At 39.8% G+C, this 18,588-nt stretch carries 24 protein-coding genes; all 24 read right to left on the bottom strand.

The window, feature by feature from the left end; genetic code table 11:
• Nucleotides 1-52: 52 nt before the first annotated feature.
• The 24 genes from ACYFX0_RS18300 to ACYFX0_RS18185 all read right to left on the bottom strand — a co-directional run bounded on the left by ACYFX0_RS18300 (nucleotide 53) and on the right by ACYFX0_RS18185 (nucleotide 18,583).
• Nucleotides 53-568 carry a hypothetical protein gene (locus tag ACYFX0_RS18300; protein ID WP_460271177.1) on the bottom strand — a complete coding sequence of 172 codons (516 nt, stop codon included), beginning with the start codon at nucleotides 566-568 and terminating at the stop codon, nucleotides 53-55.
• 11 nt (nucleotides 569-579) lie between these two features.
• Nucleotides 580-804 carry a hypothetical protein gene (locus ACYFX0_RS18295; RefSeq protein WP_460271175.1) on the bottom strand — a complete coding sequence of 75 codons (225 nt, stop codon included), beginning with the start codon at nucleotides 802-804 and terminating at the stop codon, nucleotides 580-582.
• Between the two features lie 266 nt (nucleotides 805-1,070).
• Nucleotides 1,071-1,502, bottom strand: coding sequence for a hypothetical protein (locus tag ACYFX0_RS18290; RefSeq protein WP_460271173.1), 432 nt, complete (start codon nucleotides 1,500-1,502; stop codon nucleotides 1,071-1,073).
• Nucleotides 1,503-1,782: 280 nt separating this feature from the next.
• Nucleotides 1,783-2,430 (bottom strand): hypothetical protein, encoded by a 648-nt coding sequence (locus ACYFX0_RS18285; RefSeq protein WP_460271172.1) that lies wholly within the window; start codon nucleotides 2,428-2,430, stop codon nucleotides 1,783-1,785.
• 120 nt (nucleotides 2,431-2,550) lie between these two features.
• Entirely contained in the window at nucleotides 2,551-3,135 is a 585-nt protein-coding gene (locus ACYFX0_RS18280; RefSeq protein ID WP_460271170.1) for a hypothetical protein, read from the bottom strand.
• Between the two features lie 12 nt (nucleotides 3,136-3,147).
• Complete coding sequence (locus ACYFX0_RS18275) at nucleotides 3,148-4,305, bottom strand: M23 family metallopeptidase (protein WP_460271168.1); 1,158 nt, start codon at nucleotides 4,303-4,305, stop codon at nucleotides 3,148-3,150.
• Between the two features lie 8 nt (nucleotides 4,306-4,313).
• Nucleotides 4,314-4,733 carry a hypothetical protein gene (locus tag ACYFX0_RS18270; RefSeq protein ID WP_460271166.1) on the bottom strand — a complete coding sequence of 140 codons (420 nt, stop codon included), beginning with the start codon at nucleotides 4,731-4,733 and terminating at the stop codon, nucleotides 4,314-4,316.
• A gap of 12 nt (nucleotides 4,734-4,745) precedes the next feature.
• The gene (locus ACYFX0_RS18265) at nucleotides 4,746-5,306 is read right to left on the bottom strand and encodes a hypothetical protein (protein WP_460271164.1); all 561 of its coding nucleotides are present in this window, start codon (nucleotides 5,304-5,306) and stop codon (nucleotides 4,746-4,748) included.
• A gap of 130 nt (nucleotides 5,307-5,436) precedes the next feature.
• The gene (locus tag ACYFX0_RS18260; RefSeq protein ID WP_221660185.1) at nucleotides 5,437-5,652 is read right to left on the bottom strand and encodes a hypothetical protein; all 216 of its coding nucleotides are present in this window, start codon (nucleotides 5,650-5,652) and stop codon (nucleotides 5,437-5,439) included.
• Nucleotides 5,653-5,668: 16 nt separating this feature from the next.
• On the bottom strand, nucleotides 5,669-6,016 hold the full coding sequence (locus ACYFX0_RS18255; protein ID WP_460271162.1) for a DUF2187 family protein: 348 nt from the start codon (nucleotides 6,014-6,016) through the stop codon (nucleotides 5,669-5,671).
• Nucleotides 6,017-6,027: 11 nt separating this feature from the next.
• Nucleotides 6,028-6,810, bottom strand: coding sequence for a hypothetical protein (locus tag ACYFX0_RS18250; protein ID WP_460271160.1), 783 nt, complete (start codon nucleotides 6,808-6,810; stop codon nucleotides 6,028-6,030).
• Between the two features lie 142 nt (nucleotides 6,811-6,952).
• Nucleotides 6,953-7,843, bottom strand: coding sequence for a hypothetical protein (locus ACYFX0_RS18245; protein ID WP_460271158.1), 891 nt, complete (start codon nucleotides 7,841-7,843; stop codon nucleotides 6,953-6,955).
• A 115-nt stretch (nucleotides 7,844-7,958) separates the two neighbouring features.
• Complete coding sequence (locus tag ACYFX0_RS18240) at nucleotides 7,959-8,360, bottom strand: hypothetical protein (protein WP_460271156.1); 402 nt, start codon at nucleotides 8,358-8,360, stop codon at nucleotides 7,959-7,961.
• 11 nt (nucleotides 8,361-8,371) lie between these two features.
• Nucleotides 8,372-8,890, bottom strand: coding sequence for a hypothetical protein (locus tag ACYFX0_RS18235; protein WP_221660164.1), 519 nt, complete (start codon nucleotides 8,888-8,890; stop codon nucleotides 8,372-8,374).
• A gap of 24 nt (nucleotides 8,891-8,914) precedes the next feature.
• Nucleotides 8,915-10,387 (bottom strand): DHH family phosphoesterase, encoded by a 1,473-nt coding sequence (locus ACYFX0_RS18230; RefSeq protein ID WP_460271154.1) that lies wholly within the window; start codon nucleotides 10,385-10,387, stop codon nucleotides 8,915-8,917.
• 21 nt (nucleotides 10,388-10,408) lie between these two features.
• On the bottom strand, nucleotides 10,409-10,873 hold the full coding sequence (locus tag ACYFX0_RS18225) for a hypothetical protein (RefSeq protein ID WP_460271153.1): 465 nt from the start codon (nucleotides 10,871-10,873) through the stop codon (nucleotides 10,409-10,411).
• A complete protein-coding gene (locus tag ACYFX0_RS18220; RefSeq protein ID WP_460271151.1) occupies nucleotides 10,866-11,126 on the bottom strand; it encodes a hypothetical protein in 261 nt (86 codons plus the stop codon). The genes ACYFX0_RS18225 and ACYFX0_RS18220 overlap by 8 nt, the downstream gene beginning before the upstream one ends.
• 93 nt (nucleotides 11,127-11,219) lie before the next feature.
• Entirely contained in the window at nucleotides 11,220-11,711 is a 492-nt protein-coding gene (locus ACYFX0_RS18215) for a hypothetical protein (RefSeq protein ID WP_460271149.1), read from the bottom strand.
• Nucleotides 11,712-12,192: 481 nt separating this feature from the next.
• On the bottom strand, nucleotides 12,193-14,088 hold the full coding sequence (locus tag ACYFX0_RS18210) for an ATP-dependent helicase (protein WP_221660140.1): 1,896 nt from the start codon (nucleotides 14,086-14,088) through the stop codon (nucleotides 12,193-12,195).
• Nucleotides 14,089-14,574: 486 nt separating this feature from the next.
• Nucleotides 14,575-15,753 (bottom strand): hypothetical protein, encoded by a 1,179-nt coding sequence (locus ACYFX0_RS18205; protein WP_460271147.1) that lies wholly within the window; start codon nucleotides 15,751-15,753, stop codon nucleotides 14,575-14,577.
• A gap of 12 nt (nucleotides 15,754-15,765) precedes the next feature.
• Nucleotides 15,766-16,242, bottom strand: a complete 477-nt coding sequence (locus tag ACYFX0_RS18200) for a hypothetical protein (protein WP_221660134.1) — start codon at nucleotides 16,240-16,242, stop codon at nucleotides 15,766-15,768.
• Nucleotides 16,243-16,306: 64 nt separating this feature from the next.
• Nucleotides 16,307-16,930 carry a hypothetical protein gene (locus ACYFX0_RS18195; RefSeq protein ID WP_221660128.1) on the bottom strand — a complete coding sequence of 208 codons (624 nt, stop codon included), beginning with the start codon at nucleotides 16,928-16,930 and terminating at the stop codon, nucleotides 16,307-16,309.
• Nucleotides 16,920-17,669 carry a hypothetical protein gene (locus tag ACYFX0_RS18190; protein WP_440027866.1) on the bottom strand — a complete coding sequence of 250 codons (750 nt, stop codon included), beginning with the start codon at nucleotides 17,667-17,669 and terminating at the stop codon, nucleotides 16,920-16,922. Before ACYFX0_RS18190 ends, ACYFX0_RS18195 begins: the two co-directional genes overlap by 11 nt.
• A gap of 257 nt (nucleotides 17,670-17,926) precedes the next feature.
• Nucleotides 17,927-18,583 carry a P-loop NTPase family protein gene (locus ACYFX0_RS18185; RefSeq protein WP_221660117.1) on the bottom strand — a complete coding sequence of 219 codons (657 nt, stop codon included), beginning with the start codon at nucleotides 18,581-18,583 and terminating at the stop codon, nucleotides 17,927-17,929.
• Between the last annotated feature and the right edge of the window lie 5 nt (nucleotides 18,584-18,588).

Raw genomic sequence — 18,588 nt, 5'->3', positions numbered from 1 at the left:
TTTTATTATACACTTGTCTCGACATAAAAAAGGTAGGCGATTATCGCCTACCTTACTGTTTATTCGGTATGTACAATGTCGGGTTTACTTCTATATCTAGTGACTCCACCTGTGTATCTTTTCCCAATACTTTAACCCGTAATTCTGGTTTGGTTACCTCATCTGAGTACACGACATACACCTTTTGGTCTGCTGTATGTAACTGCCCGCCCGCATCCACATACTGTACGTTCGTCTCATACACATCTTCATTACCTATCCCTTCCAATGTATCCCAAGACCCCACAAATGGGAATCTAACTGACCCATCCAGATTCGTATCTACTAGGGACATTCCAACATGCTCCAAATCACTATACTTCTTAACTTCGTAGGATTTAGTATCTGCTTTATGTACCTCAGAAGCTGCCCACCTACTTGTAGCCTCTTTCTTTTCCATACTTTCGTTTACCTCTTTACCTACTAATACACAAACATATATAATACCCCCAAAAACCGCACATATGATAGCACTAACCACCAAACACTCTACATAACCTTTCCAGTTTTCTTTTATTCGTTTAGTCACATAAACTCACCTCACTTACCCTTTATCATCTTCTTATTACGGAAATACTCAGTTAACGTGTGCGTAATGGAAAGAGTGACTACAATTGGCATCATACCTATTAACCCAACTATAAGAACCCTCATTAATGTACTCGCACCCGAGATTCCCATCGTAGCCATCACATATGAACCTAACAAAGCCCCAATCATTACTAACATTACTGTAACCAACCGTTCTACCCATTTCTTACACATAAATAAACCTCCTCCCTAACTCAGCCAACCTCTAAGTGTTTGCACCCAGACAGGAAACAGAACGAGCAAGTGCTTTTTGGTAAACCAAAACACTCCCGCAAACAATAATGTGATAAATACACTCCTTGCAATTGCCTTATCCCTAGCCATTACATTAATTACGCATACAATAATTGCCCCTATAAACAGGCAAATCATCATGTTGTTAAAATCCAATAGATACACCTCATTCAAATATCATTACATACATCTATACAGATTATTACCTAACATGCTCGGACTTGTCTAGAGATTAATAGCAACCCTACCAAGATGCTCTCACCTGTCACCTGTACACTATCCATTTCTTCAATAAGCTCCAATGTTAAACGTTCATGCACCTGTTTTAGAAGCCCATTATACAAATTCTCAGCCTTTCTAACCGTAGACCCTACCGTAAGCTCCTTCTTACCATTAACCTTTGTAATTCGGAACAGCAGCGCCTTGTCCTGCTCCCCAGTTTCGATATAGTTCGTTACTCTGTCAGCTGTACCCCAATCCTTCGTGTTAAACACAGCCACTACGCCATCCTTAGTAGACGACACTTCAATACCTTCTACTGTTCTAAATTCCCCAAGCATTGGCTCCCAGTTTGGCGTTAAACAGTCTCTCAAAATAACCCCCATTGATAGTTGGTTTACATATTTTACATTCTCCATGATTTATTCCCCCATTAACCCGACTTACTGCCGTTTCTTTTATCGATTTCTTGTTTTATCTATTTCAGAGTTTACCTTACTTTTCACATAAAAAATGGCAGATTGTTATCAACTCATAGAAAAAAGACCCCCAATACGGATGTACTGAGAGTCTTTTACTGCCCCATCTGCCGGCAAGCTTAAGATGGTTCATAGAAAATAACTATCCTTCCCTTAAGGAAAGAAGGTGAACTTAATGGATACCTTTATACTACTCTTATTTCAGCCACAATTCAAGCTGTTACACTGCAATCCTACCGTTAGACCACCCATCAGTACCGTTTAACAACCAATTGACTCTAGCTTTTGTAAACCCTGCTTTAGCTAAAACCCTTCTACACTCCGTTACATCAGGAAATACATCCTCATTCTCACTCACAATATCACTTAACTGTACACCCCTGCGAAGTAAGTACATAATCCACGTAGCTTTACTCGCCACATCTTCCCCGTTTTTATATAAACGCTTTACCATTCCGCGAATTCGATTTACATGACGGTTTGGGTACATAACCCCTAGTGCAATACAAACCTGTCGGCATGTGTAACCCTTCTTTAAAAGTCTGTCCGCTATATCTAAATTTACCCCAATCACGTCCGTCGCTAAACTTGTTTCCGCTTTTAACTTTTCTTTTGGGTAATTCATTAATCGATTCGCCGCATACTCCATTCTAGCCGCTATATAGTTCTTATCCTTACGAATCTTTTCTACATCCTGCATACCGATACCATATCTTTTCTTAAACACCGTCCAAGGAATACCCTCAGCATAACAAGAAGACCCAAACTCATCTAAATTTGCATCAAAAAATTCAATCTCCCCGTACGTATATGAATCTAGTTTATGTAAAGGTTGCAGCAGCATCTCTGCAAACAGTTTTCTCTCCAATTTTACTCCTTCATGACACATGACCTCTCGTCACCCCTCAGTTATTTTTATTACCTTAAGTATACCGAAACATCCTCATTTACTTTGCCCCATCCTTATCACGCAAAAAAGAACCGAGAGTTAAAACCCCTCGATTCCTTCCGACACCCTAAAGTCAAAGTTCTCCACTAACCACTTGGTATCCTTAACTACCATATTCATCTTCATTACATGTGATTCTTTTTGTATTGTCCCGTCTATATCAATAACAAACGTATACTTGATAATTACATCTGCTTTATCATCAGCCGTCTTTGTGTAATATACATCTTGAATTTCAGCACTTGTTTTTCTATGCTTTCCTTCCTCGTCGTGACCATGTGTATCCTCACCAGACCCCGTGAGCTTTTGCTCAGCAGCTCCTGTAACCATCCCACGTAGTTTGTTTACCTTATCTTTGCTATCACCCTTACTGTCGCTTTGTGCGAGTAAGCTCACAAACAACTTAGCAGCATCCTGCCCCTTGTCTTTTGTATTCTCCTTTAACGCACTTACTTTACGCTCTAGCTCGGCATTGTTTTTAGTTAATGAATCTATCTTCTTCGTTAACTCCATTTTTTCTCTATCCGCATATGTTGCATCGCTATGTTTACTTACAAACGTCCCGATATTGGTTAGCACTAACCCTGCAATAAGCCCGATTAGTATCATATCTTTCTTTGTCACAAAACCCTCTCCTTACTTCGGTAAATATTTAGTTGGGTCAACTTGTCCGAACTTAAATGCTGTCTTCACTTCAAAATGTAAATGGGGTCCCGTCACCTGCCCAGTAGCCCCGCAAATACCAAGTTGCGTACCTGCCTCGACTTGTTGTCCCTCTTGCACATTTAACGATGTCATATGACCATAAAGCGTCCATAACCCGCCCTCATGCTCAATAACTACCACGTTACCGTAACCTCCAAATCCAGAACCTGATGCACCAAATTTAGCCCAACCAATTTTACCTTTTTTAGCTGCTAGGATTGGTGTTTCCCCTTTTTTACATGCAAAGTCTGTACCCTTATGGAAGCTTGCCCCCATCAAGTTACGGGGTCCGTATGGACTTGTAACCTTCGGCGTACCCGAAAGTGGGTTAGAGAATCCCTCAGAGCTTGCAGAACCCGGATTTTCTACCTTTGGTTGTTCACCAGAACCACCGCCCGTTGGCTCGCCACCCCCATCGGCAACCTGCTCCGTCTTTGCTCCACCTTCCTCAGAAGCAATAATGGCTACGACCCCACCTAATACAATAATTGCAATCCCTAATGTAAGGAGCATCGCCAGAATAAACCCACCTAAACCTAAATTACCTGCTACAAAAAACCAAAATTTTCTTTTCTGACTCTTCTTTTTCTTTATTTGAAGTTTACGTTTCTTCTTTTCTTCCTCTCGAGCCAACTCTTCGACTTCCTCTTGGTCACTTCCCTCGGCATAAAACCCGGCATCACCCACTTCACGGGTTTCACCATTCCCATAACCTGTACCTATGTCGCCGCTAGCCCGCTCCTTCGCTCCCAAACCATCATTGAAATCCGCTACATCTTCATTATCTGGATTCGTCCCATTATTGAGTCTCTCGAGTGGGTTTCCTTTATGGACATCCAAGTCGCTTCGAAAACGTGAGGTACTACTACCTTTATCACTAACCCCATATCCTGGTACTTGTTTTCCATACTTCTCAGCCTTATCTCTCTGGTGGATGTCAGCTATTGGTCTACGCTTACCCCGTCTTTTGGTAATTACGTCCTGTACCTCTTTTTGACGTTCCTCGACCTTTCTCAAAACCCTTTCCTGTTGTCTATCATCCTCTAATTTCTTCTCTCTAGCCGACATTTGGCTCCTTGCATTTGCCACAATACCACCTATCTTTCTACCATTGTCCGATAAAAGTTCACATTCCCACGTGCATCCTCTGACTCTATAAGTCTTGCTTGAATAACCATCTTCACATCTTTCCACGTTTTATACGTAGATAAATCCAGTATCCTATCCGGTCTCACACCGTAGTTCATAGAAAACAACCTCTTATCGTTATCGCTGCAGCCATTACACAGCAACACACGAACCCTACTTCCACTCTGAAATAGGAATTCTAAAATAATAGAGTTATAACTTCCCTCTAGTACCCTAACTAACTTAATTCTGTAGAATACGTCCACATGTGTTTTACTCTTAACTCCACTCATTAACCCAGACTTTAAGATTGCTAACCTTGCTTTTAAATGTAATTTATCCGCAAACGTAAACCCCCTCTGTCCTGTCATCTCACGACTCAGTTTCATTTAGCATTCCTCCTACTTTTTTGCATGTTCGCGTATTTTCTGCAGCTGCTCGTTGCTGTACAACACTTTACCCGTATACTCGAACGGAGCTTTACAACAACCTGTAACCATCCTCGGTATTTGCGAAGGGTCTTTTGTAGGTGGGAGTTTCTTCTCCTTTAACGCCCAAATCTTTTCACACTCGCTACAAACATACGTATGCAGCTCCAACCCAGACTCAGATAAGCCCCCATACACAGGCAACCCATGTTTCTTAAGCTCTTCACTGAACTCCACAGATTCCTCACGACCATCCCGTCCTTGATACCACAATGCAATCCGAACTGCCTCTCGCAGAGCTGCATATAACATATCTTCTTTCTTACCTTCCATTAACATGCGATAATCTAAATCAACCTCGATTTTCCCTTGCCCTAAAAATGAAGTCTTCGCATACCGTTTCTCCCTATATAATTTCTTGTTCGCAAACACCTCTCCCCGAAATGTAAGTCTGTAATGTCTCTCTAAGAACCTCTCAATTTGTACTCGGCAATATGTAATATTCTTTTCTACACGTTCCCGTTTTGTTACCATGTCTATCCCTCGCTTGTTGTAAGTATCTACCTTATATAGCTACAATCCGAGTACGTTGTCTTTCCCTTATTTAGTCAAATAAAAAAGAGAGGACTCTGCCTCTCTTTGTCTTTACTACCTATTATCTTTATTACTTTTTATCGTCCACTCGTTTACAAGATACTTGATATTTAACCCCGTCCACTACAAACTCTACTGTCCCCTGACAGTTAAGGACTACGCAACGCTTAAACTCTTCCGTCACATCTTCCTCTCCGATGAACTGCCCAGTAGGGTTTATTTTACCTACATACACCTTTCCAAATCTATGTAATGCATTCAATCGTAATTTTTCTGTACTTAACACAAATGAAACCCCCGACCTATATAATCTTATTTACGTTAACCACACGGTAGTTTTTATGGTTTACTACCGTCATTTCAACTCGATTGTCCGGCTCAATTTCCATATCGATAAAACGAACCAAGACCGAATTTACATACTCCTTCACAACAACCCCACTGGCGTAACCATCGTTATAGATAAACTCGATAACGTCACCTGTAGTTGCCTGCTTATTCTCACGAATTTCATTATCTTCCTCATACTCCTCAATTCCACGAGAAACTTCATACAGCTGCACCTTAAGTTCTCTTGCAATAGCCTCCTGCTTCTTCATATCAACTCGGTACATATGAACCGCTTTTTTCTTCTCCTTTGTTGTTAACATCGAACTCCCCCTTATTTATTTTTATCCTTTATATACTCTATCTTTATATCTCTCACAACGTCCCTTAACCCTAGAATGACTACGACTGTTACAAGTATTAGATAAATTCCCGCCAGTACCATAAACATGTTCATATCTAACTTATGTATTAATCCTGTGTACCCAATAATAAATGCGTACATCCCTGTAACTATTGGAAACTCCAACCCTGTTTTAAGTCGTATATAGAGCAGGTTGTTAATCCCGATTAAGGCTGTATTCTTTTTCTCTCTGATTTCCTCTGAGGACATCGTCTGCACCGGATTCGACCGTTTCATGTTATCATTCACATAAAACGTTATAGATGCGTTACCGACCATCCGCAATAAATATATCCCGCAGAACCCTAAGAAAATAAACAGAAAAGCTCCTGCTATCGTCTTATCGGAAATAACGAAAGTCCTTGCAAACATCATACCTTTATGTGATTCTATATACTCTTTTACCTCTTCTATCTTCATATCTTTTCCGTCAAGCCACTTGGAATCAAACGCCCAATACCGATTAGACCCTAACATCTTGGTTTTGTACGCCAGTCCGTTATCCGTAGCCATCAAAACATCTGACCTACCCTCATGCAATGCATCACTATATGTTCTGTACTGCTTATCAGCCCATGCAGCTGCACCTACCTTATCGAGTTGTTTATGAACCTCTTTTGTTGTCTGGTATGTAAGTCCACAACTTATCAGAAGGGATAGAAGTACTCCCACAATCAGAGTCTTCCCAATCCTGCTCATTAATTCCTTAACCATTCAAACACCCCTCTATACGAAAGTATACATTAGTTTTTAAATCAACTTCCCAAGATTGTTATCAAAAAATCTTCATAACAAAAAAGGAAGGCATATATACATACCTCCCTTTCTAACTTCCTACTCTTTCGATACGACCTAATCAGTTGTTTGCCCACTCAGGAAACACTAACTTCACCACGTCATCAACACCGTCTGTATATAGCATTTCAGACTTTCTCCCTAACTTCGTATCTCGTAACCATTTCAAACTACAAACCTCTAGAAATTGCTCTTTTGTATACTTATTTTCGTCTAACACTAGCCAACGTAGGTACTTTACAGCGTTTTCTTCTGTCCAATAACCAGTAGGTACTCGTCTGAACTCCCAAGGCTTAAACCTGCCCGGATATACACCATTAATCATTGCGTGGAAACTCCTCTTCCATATTCGGTCGAATGGTGTACCTAACTTGTTATCCCTTACCCAGTCAATATCCAGCTCTGGTATATCCGAATCCTGCAGCTCGCACCTCTCCAGAGTCCATTTTACTGCCTCAATTGCTGTATCTTCTGTCCAGTATCCTGCAGGTACTTTACCAAACTCCCAAGGCTTAAATTCTCCCGGATATACATCGTTAAGCATAGAACGAACACTACGATTCCATATCTTCCCGAACGGTGTGCTTAGCTTATTATCCTTTACCCAATCATCATCTATCTTAAGTACTTGTTCCCTTGTCATTTTACGTTTTTCTCTTACTGTCCACTGCACAGCAAGAATAGCCATTTCCTTTGTCCAAATCCCGCTAGGTGCTATCCTATACTCCCAAGGCATAAACCTGTTCGGATATACATCGTTAAGCATTCCGTACACATCATCATCCCACAGGTAATGTAGTGGTGTTTCAAACCCATTTACGTATAACCAATACCTATCTACATTAAGCAAAAATTCTTCATCTGTCAGTCTATGCTTTTCTTCAACAGTCCACCTAAGCTTATCTATAGCCCCTTGTCTTGTCCAACTTCCTATTTTATCTAATGTAGGCATCAGAACAACCTCCTAATTTATCTAACCCAATTATATATCCCTATAAATCCTTTGTCTGTGCGCCTCTTATCACATAAAGAAAATAAAAAAGAAGCGCCCTTTCGGAACGCTCCCATCACTTATTACCTTTACTAATTAACCAGTTTCCAAGCCGTTCTCGTAGCGTTACTGAGTCTTTTACCCCTAACTCCTCGACCTCTTGCTTTGGCTTCATCACCTTAAGTATGTGTTTAATGCTTTGGTATGTAACAGGCACATGCAGTATAAACCCCAATACTGGGATAAACGACATTGCAGCAGCTGCTATCCCTAACACATGTATAGACCCTTTCTCGACCTCTACAACGCCCGATTTCGCATACATTAACATAAAGACATGTGCAACCCCTACAGCCATTACAGCCCACGTCGCTTGGGCGTTAATCAACGAGTCTAGCATAAGAGGTATAGCGAAAAAGAACTCAAAGCAAGCAAGGATTCCAAGCCCTACAAGGTAGCATGTATCGTCTAATCTCATATTAGACCTCCTTATCCAAACTCACGATAAAGTTTATCCATATCTTCACTCTCTAGAATTCTCCAAAACTCAGCCGTTTCTTCCTCATCTAGCAACCTCTCGCGCAAGTCCATATACAAGTACACAACTCGTTCTGCTATTTTGCTATACTCTGTTGCCCCTGTATCTAAATACGCTAAACATGCATACACTGCACGATGTCCGATTTCGGCTAAATCAATTGAGTTCCCCATGAAGTATAGCTTTTCTGGGTCAAACTCTCCTTCTTTATAGAATCGGAGAATGTAAGACTCATTCCCTATTTCATACTGCGGATATAGTATTTGAATATCACGAATCAGCATGTCGCTAACCCTTCTATACAATCTTTGTGCATCGTCAGGACTTGAATCCTCCCACATAATATCCTCAGCTACCTTTTCAGGATTCTTACAGTCCGTGCAATGCACTGTACCATCGACTTCTACAATAAATACACCCTTGTATGCTTTCCCACAACGCCTGCAGGTAGCAAATTCCACCATCTGCATCCTTAAAACCTCCTAGCTTTTTACCTACGCCCTAATTAGCTGATACCCGTTTTTCGCCAATGCAGGTGTAACTAAAATTGTATCTTCTTCTTTACCAGTAAAGTCTACTACCACTGTCCCATCTGGGAATAAGATATCTTTACGTTTATCACTTACGATTTCAACACGTAGCGCATCTCTAACCGTCTCTTTTAGTTCAATAACAACCTCAGGCACTCCCGCCCCGCTCATTTCGTTAAAGTCAGCCAGTGTTAACCAAGTTTGTCGCTTTAACCCACTAATAGCAGCACGGAAATCCGCTTTTTTCTTTTTCCTTACCTCTAGTTTAAACTGCTTCTTAAATTTTTTGAGCGTATTTGTATCAACCTTGACTCCACATGCATGAGGATGTCCCTCAGCTGTAAAGCCCCACTCCCGAAGAGTTGTATAATCAAAATTGATTCCTCGGAAAGAACCAACCCACATCCCCGTTTCCGGCTCCTCATACAATACCATCGCCGACTTATCGTACTGACTTAAAAATCCGTTTGCCATTAACCCTCCGATTGGTCGCAGCTCAGGTTTCTTCTTTCTAAGATGTAAGACAAAATCATCTTCCTCAAACAACTTACCGGAAGAAAGCAACTCAGATATCATAGCCTGCTGCCTTGTTCTCACTCTCTGTCTATCACGTTCGACCGTATTCATCTTAGCCCTTACATTCATACTATTGACCATTTTCATTGCCCTGCTGCCCTCACCAATACGGATTAAAGCATTTAGGTACGGAATTAACCCGTAGCCGTAGAACGAACGGAACGACCCGTAAAAACGGAACTGGTTGAACATATAGTTTGCTCTGTATTCCGCATAAGCTCTTCGCACATAATAGCGGTTCTCAGCATCCCTCATATCACATATATCTGAAAGAACTGTAACCCCTACATACTTTTCATACATCTCAGTCATAACCTTAAATTTCTTACCTAGCTGCTCGATGAATCGATACACAACACCACACCCAGATAAATGAGGTAAATGCTCATGGTCAATAGGATTCACTACCCATGCACCATCTGTAACCAGAGGTGTTTTTCTATCGTATGGATGGTGGTCAAGTACAACTACTTTCACACCTAACTTCTTAACCAAGAAATTAATCTCACGTGTATCCCCAGAACCTGCATCCACTACAAACAACCACTCGAGTTTCTGCTCTTTAACCCAACGTAATGCTTCCTTCTGTAACCCATGCTTTTTCTCACTGTTCATGAACCTTACAGGCTTCTTACCGAATCTAATTAAGAAGTCCTCAAGTATATGCCCACTGAACAACCCATCTACGTCACAGTCATAAAGGATACCAATCCGTTCCACGCTATCGTTCAGAATAACCTCAAAGGCTACCTTGGTTACAACGCTCCTCATCTCTTTCCAATTTAACGTTTCCTCTTTATGCTCCCTTAAATCTTCCTTCGTCATCCCCCGCTTTTTTAGTACGACATCTAGTGCCTTCACTCCTCATCCCTCAATTCTTACTTATTTCACAAGTTTCCAACCCTCACATTGGAACTCAATAACCTTCTCGCCGACTGGCTTACTGATAAGCTTTAACCCCGACACATCGCTATTAATTGCACTGTCATGTATGGCTGTGTACCCGTTATACCTAAACTGAATTTGTGTAAGTAAGTTTGCATACAGCACAAAATCATAGAGTACAACACACAGTACGATAAATACCGCAACCGATAGGACTTTATGCATGATTCCCAATCTTATAGCATTCATTTCTTTGCGTTTACTGACCCTAACCGTAAACAAAATAGGCAGCATAATGACAGCCACACTGGTTACAACTGTGAAAGTTAAGATTCTGCTTCCAACTGCAAGCATGTAAATCCCTACAACCGCAACCATACACACAAGCACCTTGTTAACTGCAGGAAACCCAACTACTCTTTTATTTCGAATCGGCTCCCTATCGCTAAACAAACTACTCATGGTTTACTTCCTTAAATGTATCTAGTGGATACACATCATCCTCAATAACAATGTAAGGTACTTTATCTACCTTTTGATTATATGTTCCCTCCGGAACTCGCTCCGTTAGCATGGAAATTTTACGAAACTCCTTCTTATAGTACACAAGTACTGCCCGCTCCTTACCTAGTATGGCACGTATATGAATGTCGTCACCATGATACGACTGCCTCGCATATAAAATGGGTAGTGATTCTAACTCTTCTCTTTTCATCTTATTACCTCCTGTCCTATCTCATTTTATTGTATATCAAAAAAAGGGAAGGTTCTCCCTTCCCTTTATCACTATGTAACTTTTCTTTTATTTTTATAACGCTTCTGCAGCTAATACGTCGATATCGCCCGGAAACATTGTTTCATACAGGTCTGCATCCACATTTTTATAGTCAATGTTGTCCTCTTTTAAACGAGGTGCTAGTTCTAAACTATCAATTTCTAACTGTACACACACTTGGATTAGGTTTTTACCTTCCGTCAGTAATTTTACTGCCTGCTTGTACATTTCATCTGTAAGGCATTGCCAAATTAAGCCAGAATCATCATCGTCTTCACACATATTTTGCTCGATATCGTACATTGCTTCTTTACGTTTTTTTACAATCTTATTGATTGCATCAAATGTGTCTTGCTTAAATTCTGCTAAGCGTTCCCCTTTATATTCACGGTTTCCACATTCATGAGCGGAGTATAAACCAGTAGGCATTAATAGTTCTTTACATACCTCAGCCACACTAACCCCGTTTGCTAAACGATACTTACGCATTTCTGTCTCTGTTCCAACTTTTAATTCTTTTGCCATCTTAATAACCCTCCATTTTGTTTTGGTATTCTCTACGATTTGTTTGTTTTGTTTGTTTGTTTGTTTTTTGTTTGTGACTAAAATATACCACTTTTTTATATTTTAGTCAACAGGTATTATCCTTTTTCTTTTTGTATAGGATATTTACTTTTTTCATAAGCCCTAGAGTCTGTAAGGCTCTTTCACCTGACTACTTTTAGCCTACTCATCAAAATATGAAAAGTCAACATTATTCTTTTACATTTTGAAATATTCACTTTCAGTTTATATTCACTTTCAGTTACTTTTCACTTTCAGTAAATTTACCTGCTAATTCGACTGTACCATATTATTTACCCTCATACTCGTTACTTATTATCAAGCAAGTAAACTTATCGAATGCTACTGCTCTTACTGACTACCTTCAGTTATCAGATGACTGAACATATCCATAACCATCATCTTTCGACAAAAAAAGAAAGGACAACTACTGTCGCCCTTTCTACCCTCTGTTTGCTTTCTTTACTATCTTCGGTAAATCTACATCTACCTCTTGTAAGAACATGGTTGGATTTTTCTCGTTGTAAGCATACACCAACTTTTTCTTAGCTCGTGTACTCCCTACATAGAATAAACGTCTTTCCTCTTCCAACTCTTCATTATTCTCTTCATCCCCCAAGCAAGGGAATAAATCGTTATCCAGACCTACCATATACACAATATCGTACTCTAACCCTTTTACACTATGTAATGTGCTTATTTGTAAGCTACCCGAACCGATATTTGCTGCTAACAGCGTTTCTTTTCTCTTTTCGTTTTGCTTAAACTCTAATACAGATACCCCTTTAGCAATACGGTATACATACGATACAACACCTTTCACCTTATCCATCGAGTAGAACCCTTTATCCGATAATCTTGTGTAGTAAGGTGTTAGAAGCTTCCAAGCATACCCGATACAGTTACCCATATTGTTACTACCCTTAATCTTCTTAGCTAACTCGATAGAATTTGCAGGTGTATGATAGAAGTCATATACCACAACATTTTCATACCAACTTTGTCTAATATCGTTTTTGTACTCATCATATAGTCGCTTATGGATATGTGGGAACACTTTATTACAATGCTCTGCAAACAACTCCCCATCATCCTTCTTAATCATATCTACAATCCCAGTTAACACCTTGTAGATTTTATTGTTCCGCAACGACCATTTTGTTGAAATAATATCAACAGGTATTTTTGCCTCAGCTAACGCATCCGCTATAATTACACGTTGACTGTTCTGACGTACCAGAATAGCAACGTCAGCCCCATCACCCTGATATACATCTTCTCCTAAATCTTCACGTAAAATATCTACAATTTTTGCGTAGTTATTACCCATCGGAATCCCTAACACTTCTCCGCCTTCATTGAAAGCCTCCATACTCTTTCTAACCCTACTCATATTCCTCGAGATAGATGGAATAACCGGATGTAAGATATTTTGACTACAACGGTAATTAACCGACAGGAACAAGCGCTTCGCCCCTACATAACGGTACAGGAAGTCCATAATGTACTTAGGGTCTGCTCCACGGAATGAATAAATGGACTGGTCATCGTCCCCAATCGCCACAAACCCTGACGTATTTTCACCCATCAGCAGCTCCATAATCTCCGTTTGGATTGGTGAGATATCTTGATACTCATCCACATAAATATCCTTGAAAATCGTTCTAAAGTTTCGAACCGTTGTATCAGCCTTACGCTCAACTAATGCCTCTCTAAGTACTACCTGCATGTCATCAAAATCAATGACTCCTTCTGCTTTCTTCATTTCTTTATACTTTTCCATAACCTCAATGTAGTTATCTATACTGAAAGAGATTTTATCGCTCATTGGTAGATTCGTAACCCCATCAGGACTAATACCTTTATTGATAATTTGAGAACGGTAGCTCATCATTTCATCGTAAATATCGTCCTTCTCTCTCGTGCCATCAGAACGAATCAACTTCATTAACCCGTATTTAAACTTCCCTTCGGAAGCTACACTTATATTTTTATACCCCGGCACAGATGCCAGTAACATTAAAAAGAACGCATGGAACGTTTTAAACGTAGGCGCTCCTCTACCTTTCATACCCATTTTACGTCTAGAGCGTTTATATCTCATTTCCATTTCGTCTTTTGCTTTTCTACTAAATGTAATTGCTAACATATTTGTAGGCGCTACCTTATCCGCTATTTCACGCTTCAACATTCTCGCCACCAGTATCGTTGTCTTACCCGAACCCGCACAACTTAAAACATTCAAGGGAGAACCTTCGTGCATAATAACCGCTTCCTGTTCTTCACTAAAAGGAATACCGAGTGCATCACCTATCCTTGTCACCACTTCGTTTGCCATATATAATCCCTTCCTTTTTCCTGTTTATCTTACCTTAGTGTACCAAAAAAGACTGCCTAAAAAAGCAGCCTTCTTATCAAGGGTCTATATACATGTTCATTAACCTGTTCTAATAAGAAAAGTCGCCCAAAGGACGACTTCCCAACACGATACTATATAGTTATAAAACACAACACATGACAGATGTCCATCTCATATGATAGACCAACTTATTATAATCTATGTCTACTGTCCTAGCAACATATTACATACGGAAGGGGGCAATAAGGGAGTTATGCCCCCTTATTGCATCTGTAGCTCAAGTACAGTACTCGAACTACAATCTGCTGCTTTAGAGTTTATGAGAGTCACAGCAGATATACGGTAATTGAATCTTTGTATAACTCCCCAACGTATAGGTAGGAACATATACAACGATGCAGGTCAGCATTCAGACCTACAGTGTCCTATTATATCGTATTTTCCTTATATTAACAATAAGTAATCTTATTCTTTTTTATCATAGTTAACTTCTAATTCTGTTCCTTGCTTCCCGGGGCTTTTCTTACCTTTTCCGTCTTTAGCAGCATCCTTACTTTCTATTTTTCCATCCTGCATATCTTCAGATACTTTATTGATGTTTTCCTTAATCGCATCTGTATACAGATTTGGATTGAATTTGATAAGTTTTGCTTGCGCCTCTTCCTTACCATCTACAACCTCTTTTGTCTCCGCAAAGAGAAGAAACTGCGGTCTCTCAATCGCTAAGGACTTCTTCAACACATCCACACTATCGTAGTAGTCCGCTAACCCGCCTAGCTTTGTTTGTCTCTCGCTGAATGCTTTAAACTCTTTAAGAATAGCACCAACACCGTCCTTAAATACGTTTTGCCCTAAGTCCCACTGTAAGTAAAGTTGCGCCCCGCCAGTTAAACTACCTGTAATTGCACTGTACTGGTTTAATTTTAAATAGAACGCAAACTCTTCATCAGATAGCGGTTTTACGCTTACATCCCTATTTAAAGGCTCAAATCCAGTAATAATTAACTCGTAGTTCTTGTAATCCGGTTCATCTTTTTGAGAAACCGTCTCTTCCCATACACTGTTTAACTTATCTACTTGACGCTCCACCTGTATCTTACCGGACTTTATCTCATTACCTAATGCATCTTTTTTAGGCTTCTCGTCCTTTTCTTCTTTCTCTTTTTCTTCCTTATCCTTAAGCATATAATACACCTTTGCTCTCGGCGCTAACTCTTTGTCGGAAAGAATTTTTCTATCGTAAATATCTAGCTCTAACCCTGTAAGGTATTTGCCGTCTACATTGTGTTTTTGCTTTAGTGAAATGATGTAGTCATTAATGTAATTCTGCAACGCATCTTCACCTAGAAACGGCTGTTTAAGATATAATGACGTTTTAAATACAAGGTTATCAGGTGTAAGTCCTTGATTTACAGTTTTTATCTCGCTAAATACTTCACGCAAACTGTTCGAACGCTCCTCTAGTTGCTTCATTTCAGCCCTTGTATTCTCTTTAGCAAGTGCTGTTTTACTATCCTTATCTGACTTACCTCCAAATAACATAAACCCAGCGACCACAACAGCAAATACAATAACCGCTATTCCACCGATTTCCTTTACATGGTCTTGAATATACCATTTAATATCTTCTAATTTATCACGCAACCCAAACACCTCCTAAACCGTTTGGTTTAACTGGTTACGCATATTACGCTCCATTTCTCTGTAACGCTGACGGAAAAATGACTCTGAATAACCGCTTTGTTCCTTCGCCTCATCGAATCCTAGCAGCTGCACAGCAATCCAAACTTTTCGATGTAGAATAGCATCACGCATTCTTTGTCTGTTTAGTCTGTTTTCTTCTTTAACTTTAGGTAGGTTACCTTTTGTCACAGAATGTACCATTAACCTTACAGCAACTCGTGTTACTCCCTTTAGTTCTGCAATCTCTGGATATGTAAGACCCGCACGATATACCTTAATTAGCTCGTTTCCTGATAGAATTGAACCTAACGTTTCCCCAGTCTCTCTTACAAGCTGTATTGCCTCCATTGCTTCTTTACCAATAGCTAACCAACTTTCAATTAACTTAACATCTGTACCTTTATCTAATTCGTCTTGTATGAATGATAATACGTAATTCTCTTTTAACATGAAAAAACCCTCCAATCTGTTCTCTACCAAATTGGAGGGTTTCCGTTTTTTATTCACTTTCCCATTACTGAACGAATCCCTTTACCTTCTTACAAAGGATTCCAGAGAAGATATCAAGCATCGTACGTTCTTTAGAGTTACAGGCAAACCGTAAGCCTGTTTCATCATCCGCAATATCTATTTTATTCATAGATTCGGTTAACCAAATATCTTCCCCAGATAACACCGCTTTTTCTAACTCGATAGGCTCTAAGAACCTTGTCTGCAAGCGCTGATATACGAGTTTGTTATCTTGGAAGTATAGCGGCTTTACTACACTAAGCGTACCATCCGAGCCGTCCTTAATTCGTGAATCTAGAATCATTAACGGATAGTCCGCATCTGCTACTCGTTCCTCAAACCACTCGACAAACGCCTCAACTCCAAGCGTAGCTTTTAAGAAGAACGCAGTTGCTACATACGCTTCAACTTCTCCCTCTTTTGTACCCAACCCTTCGAGTTTTACGTGGTGTACTGCTGCAAGTTTTGCTAAGTCTTCGACGAAATTCTCGTTTACAGATACCCCGGAAAAATCTACCCGAATATCTGTATCTCCGTTTGCAATTGCCATTTTTATCTTATCTTCAATCCAAGCTATTGTTTTTGCACCGGCTTTGTCCTTCTTTTCTTCCAACACATTAATCAACATCGCTCAACCACCATACCTCTCTGAGTTGTTGCCTTTGTCCCCTCTGTTTTTCTGTCAGTAATTTTTCATCTGTATTTAGTAGGTACATATAGTACCCGATTAACCTTTCATCGATATCTTTCATAAGATTATCAAAGTAAGATTTTGATAGTATCTGGAATTTCTTCGCAATCACAGCGAACATTTCCTCGTCATTGAATGACTGTATATAATCACCATCTAATGTTGCATACTTTTTAAAATCTAAATTCATCTGGTCAGTCAGTAACCCTGCAGATGTATACCGCACATTATTTGCTGTCGAAACATAGGCTACATCGCCACGTTTACCATTTTCTAATATCTTCTTGTGCAATACGTTAATTAGTCCCTTACCATCCTCATCTGTAAGTTCCCCGTCCAGAATGGCTTGATAAGGGTCGCACCCTAACTCACTGAATACACGCTTTGCTTCTTTGTATATGATATTTCGTAAATAGCTTTCAGCTATGTTTGGGTATGACTCAAGAATTTCCTTATACGACTTTCTTAAAACCATAACCTCATATGCTTCGTTACCTAAATAGTTGGTATCCACTAATAATTGGTAGTACTTATTTAACACTTCTCTATGTACTTCACTGTCAGTAATTTTTCGTATTTTTACGTTAAGTACCCCAATATTTCGCATCCGACTTCCTAACTGAATAAAATCCTTAATACTTTGTCCGGTTCGTACTCGGATGGATGTCTTATCCAAGAATGCTACCTCCCATGCTCAAACTCTCGAAAATTATCTCAATCATATAATCACACCTGTCATCCATGTCTATATGATTATACACATCCCCATGCAGGAAATACAATCGTATCTGACAAATTCATGCAGAATTTTACAATCCCGTACTTTCGTATACGCTAATATTAGAATATCATAGGGCAATATACCTTTTTTACCAGATACTCCCTATGATACTTTACTATATTTTACAATTAATTTTTAATGGTAATTTCATCCTACGAAGCGACTTCTAAGCCTCTTTCGTAATCTCGAAGTACAAGAGGAATAACTGTAACCCCTTCGACTGTTTTTAGCTCACTCTTATGCTCAACCATAATGATTTGGAAGTCCTCATTCTTAGCAAGCGCCACGATTACGTCGCCGAACATTCGAATTGTTTCCTCATCCTGCAACCCAGACAACTTCTCATCAAGTACAATAACCCGACTAGCGCCCGAAAACTTGATTACGATAACCGTCATCAGGAAGCCTACAATCTGTGAAAGTGCCGTACCTGTTTGGTGCTTAAGTGAGCGCTCCTGCCCGGAATCGATATCCCGCAGAATAACCACCATTTCCTTACCCGAACGCTTACTGATTGTTTCTTCAATACGTGCTTCATATCTTTGCTCTAAAGGTACATTCGCTAACGCATAGTTTAGTACATCTGTAAGCGCCTGTTTTGCACCCTCGTTACGCTCATCCGCTATATTTTTGAACATTAACGACGTCTTATTGCATAAGTCTACTTTATCCTGCTTCTCTTTTATGTTGTTTTTAAATCGAGCAACGTAACCACCAACGGTACGTTGCTCATGCTCAGACATACGTAAATCCTCACGCATAGTCTCCAATTTCTTAAAGATTCGACCGACCCTGTCCCTCGTTTTCACCTTGT

The sequence above is a fragment of the Bacillus sp. NEAU-Y102 genome, from assembly GCF_054788175.1.
This window is presented reverse-complemented; position numbering and strand designations above follow the sequence as displayed.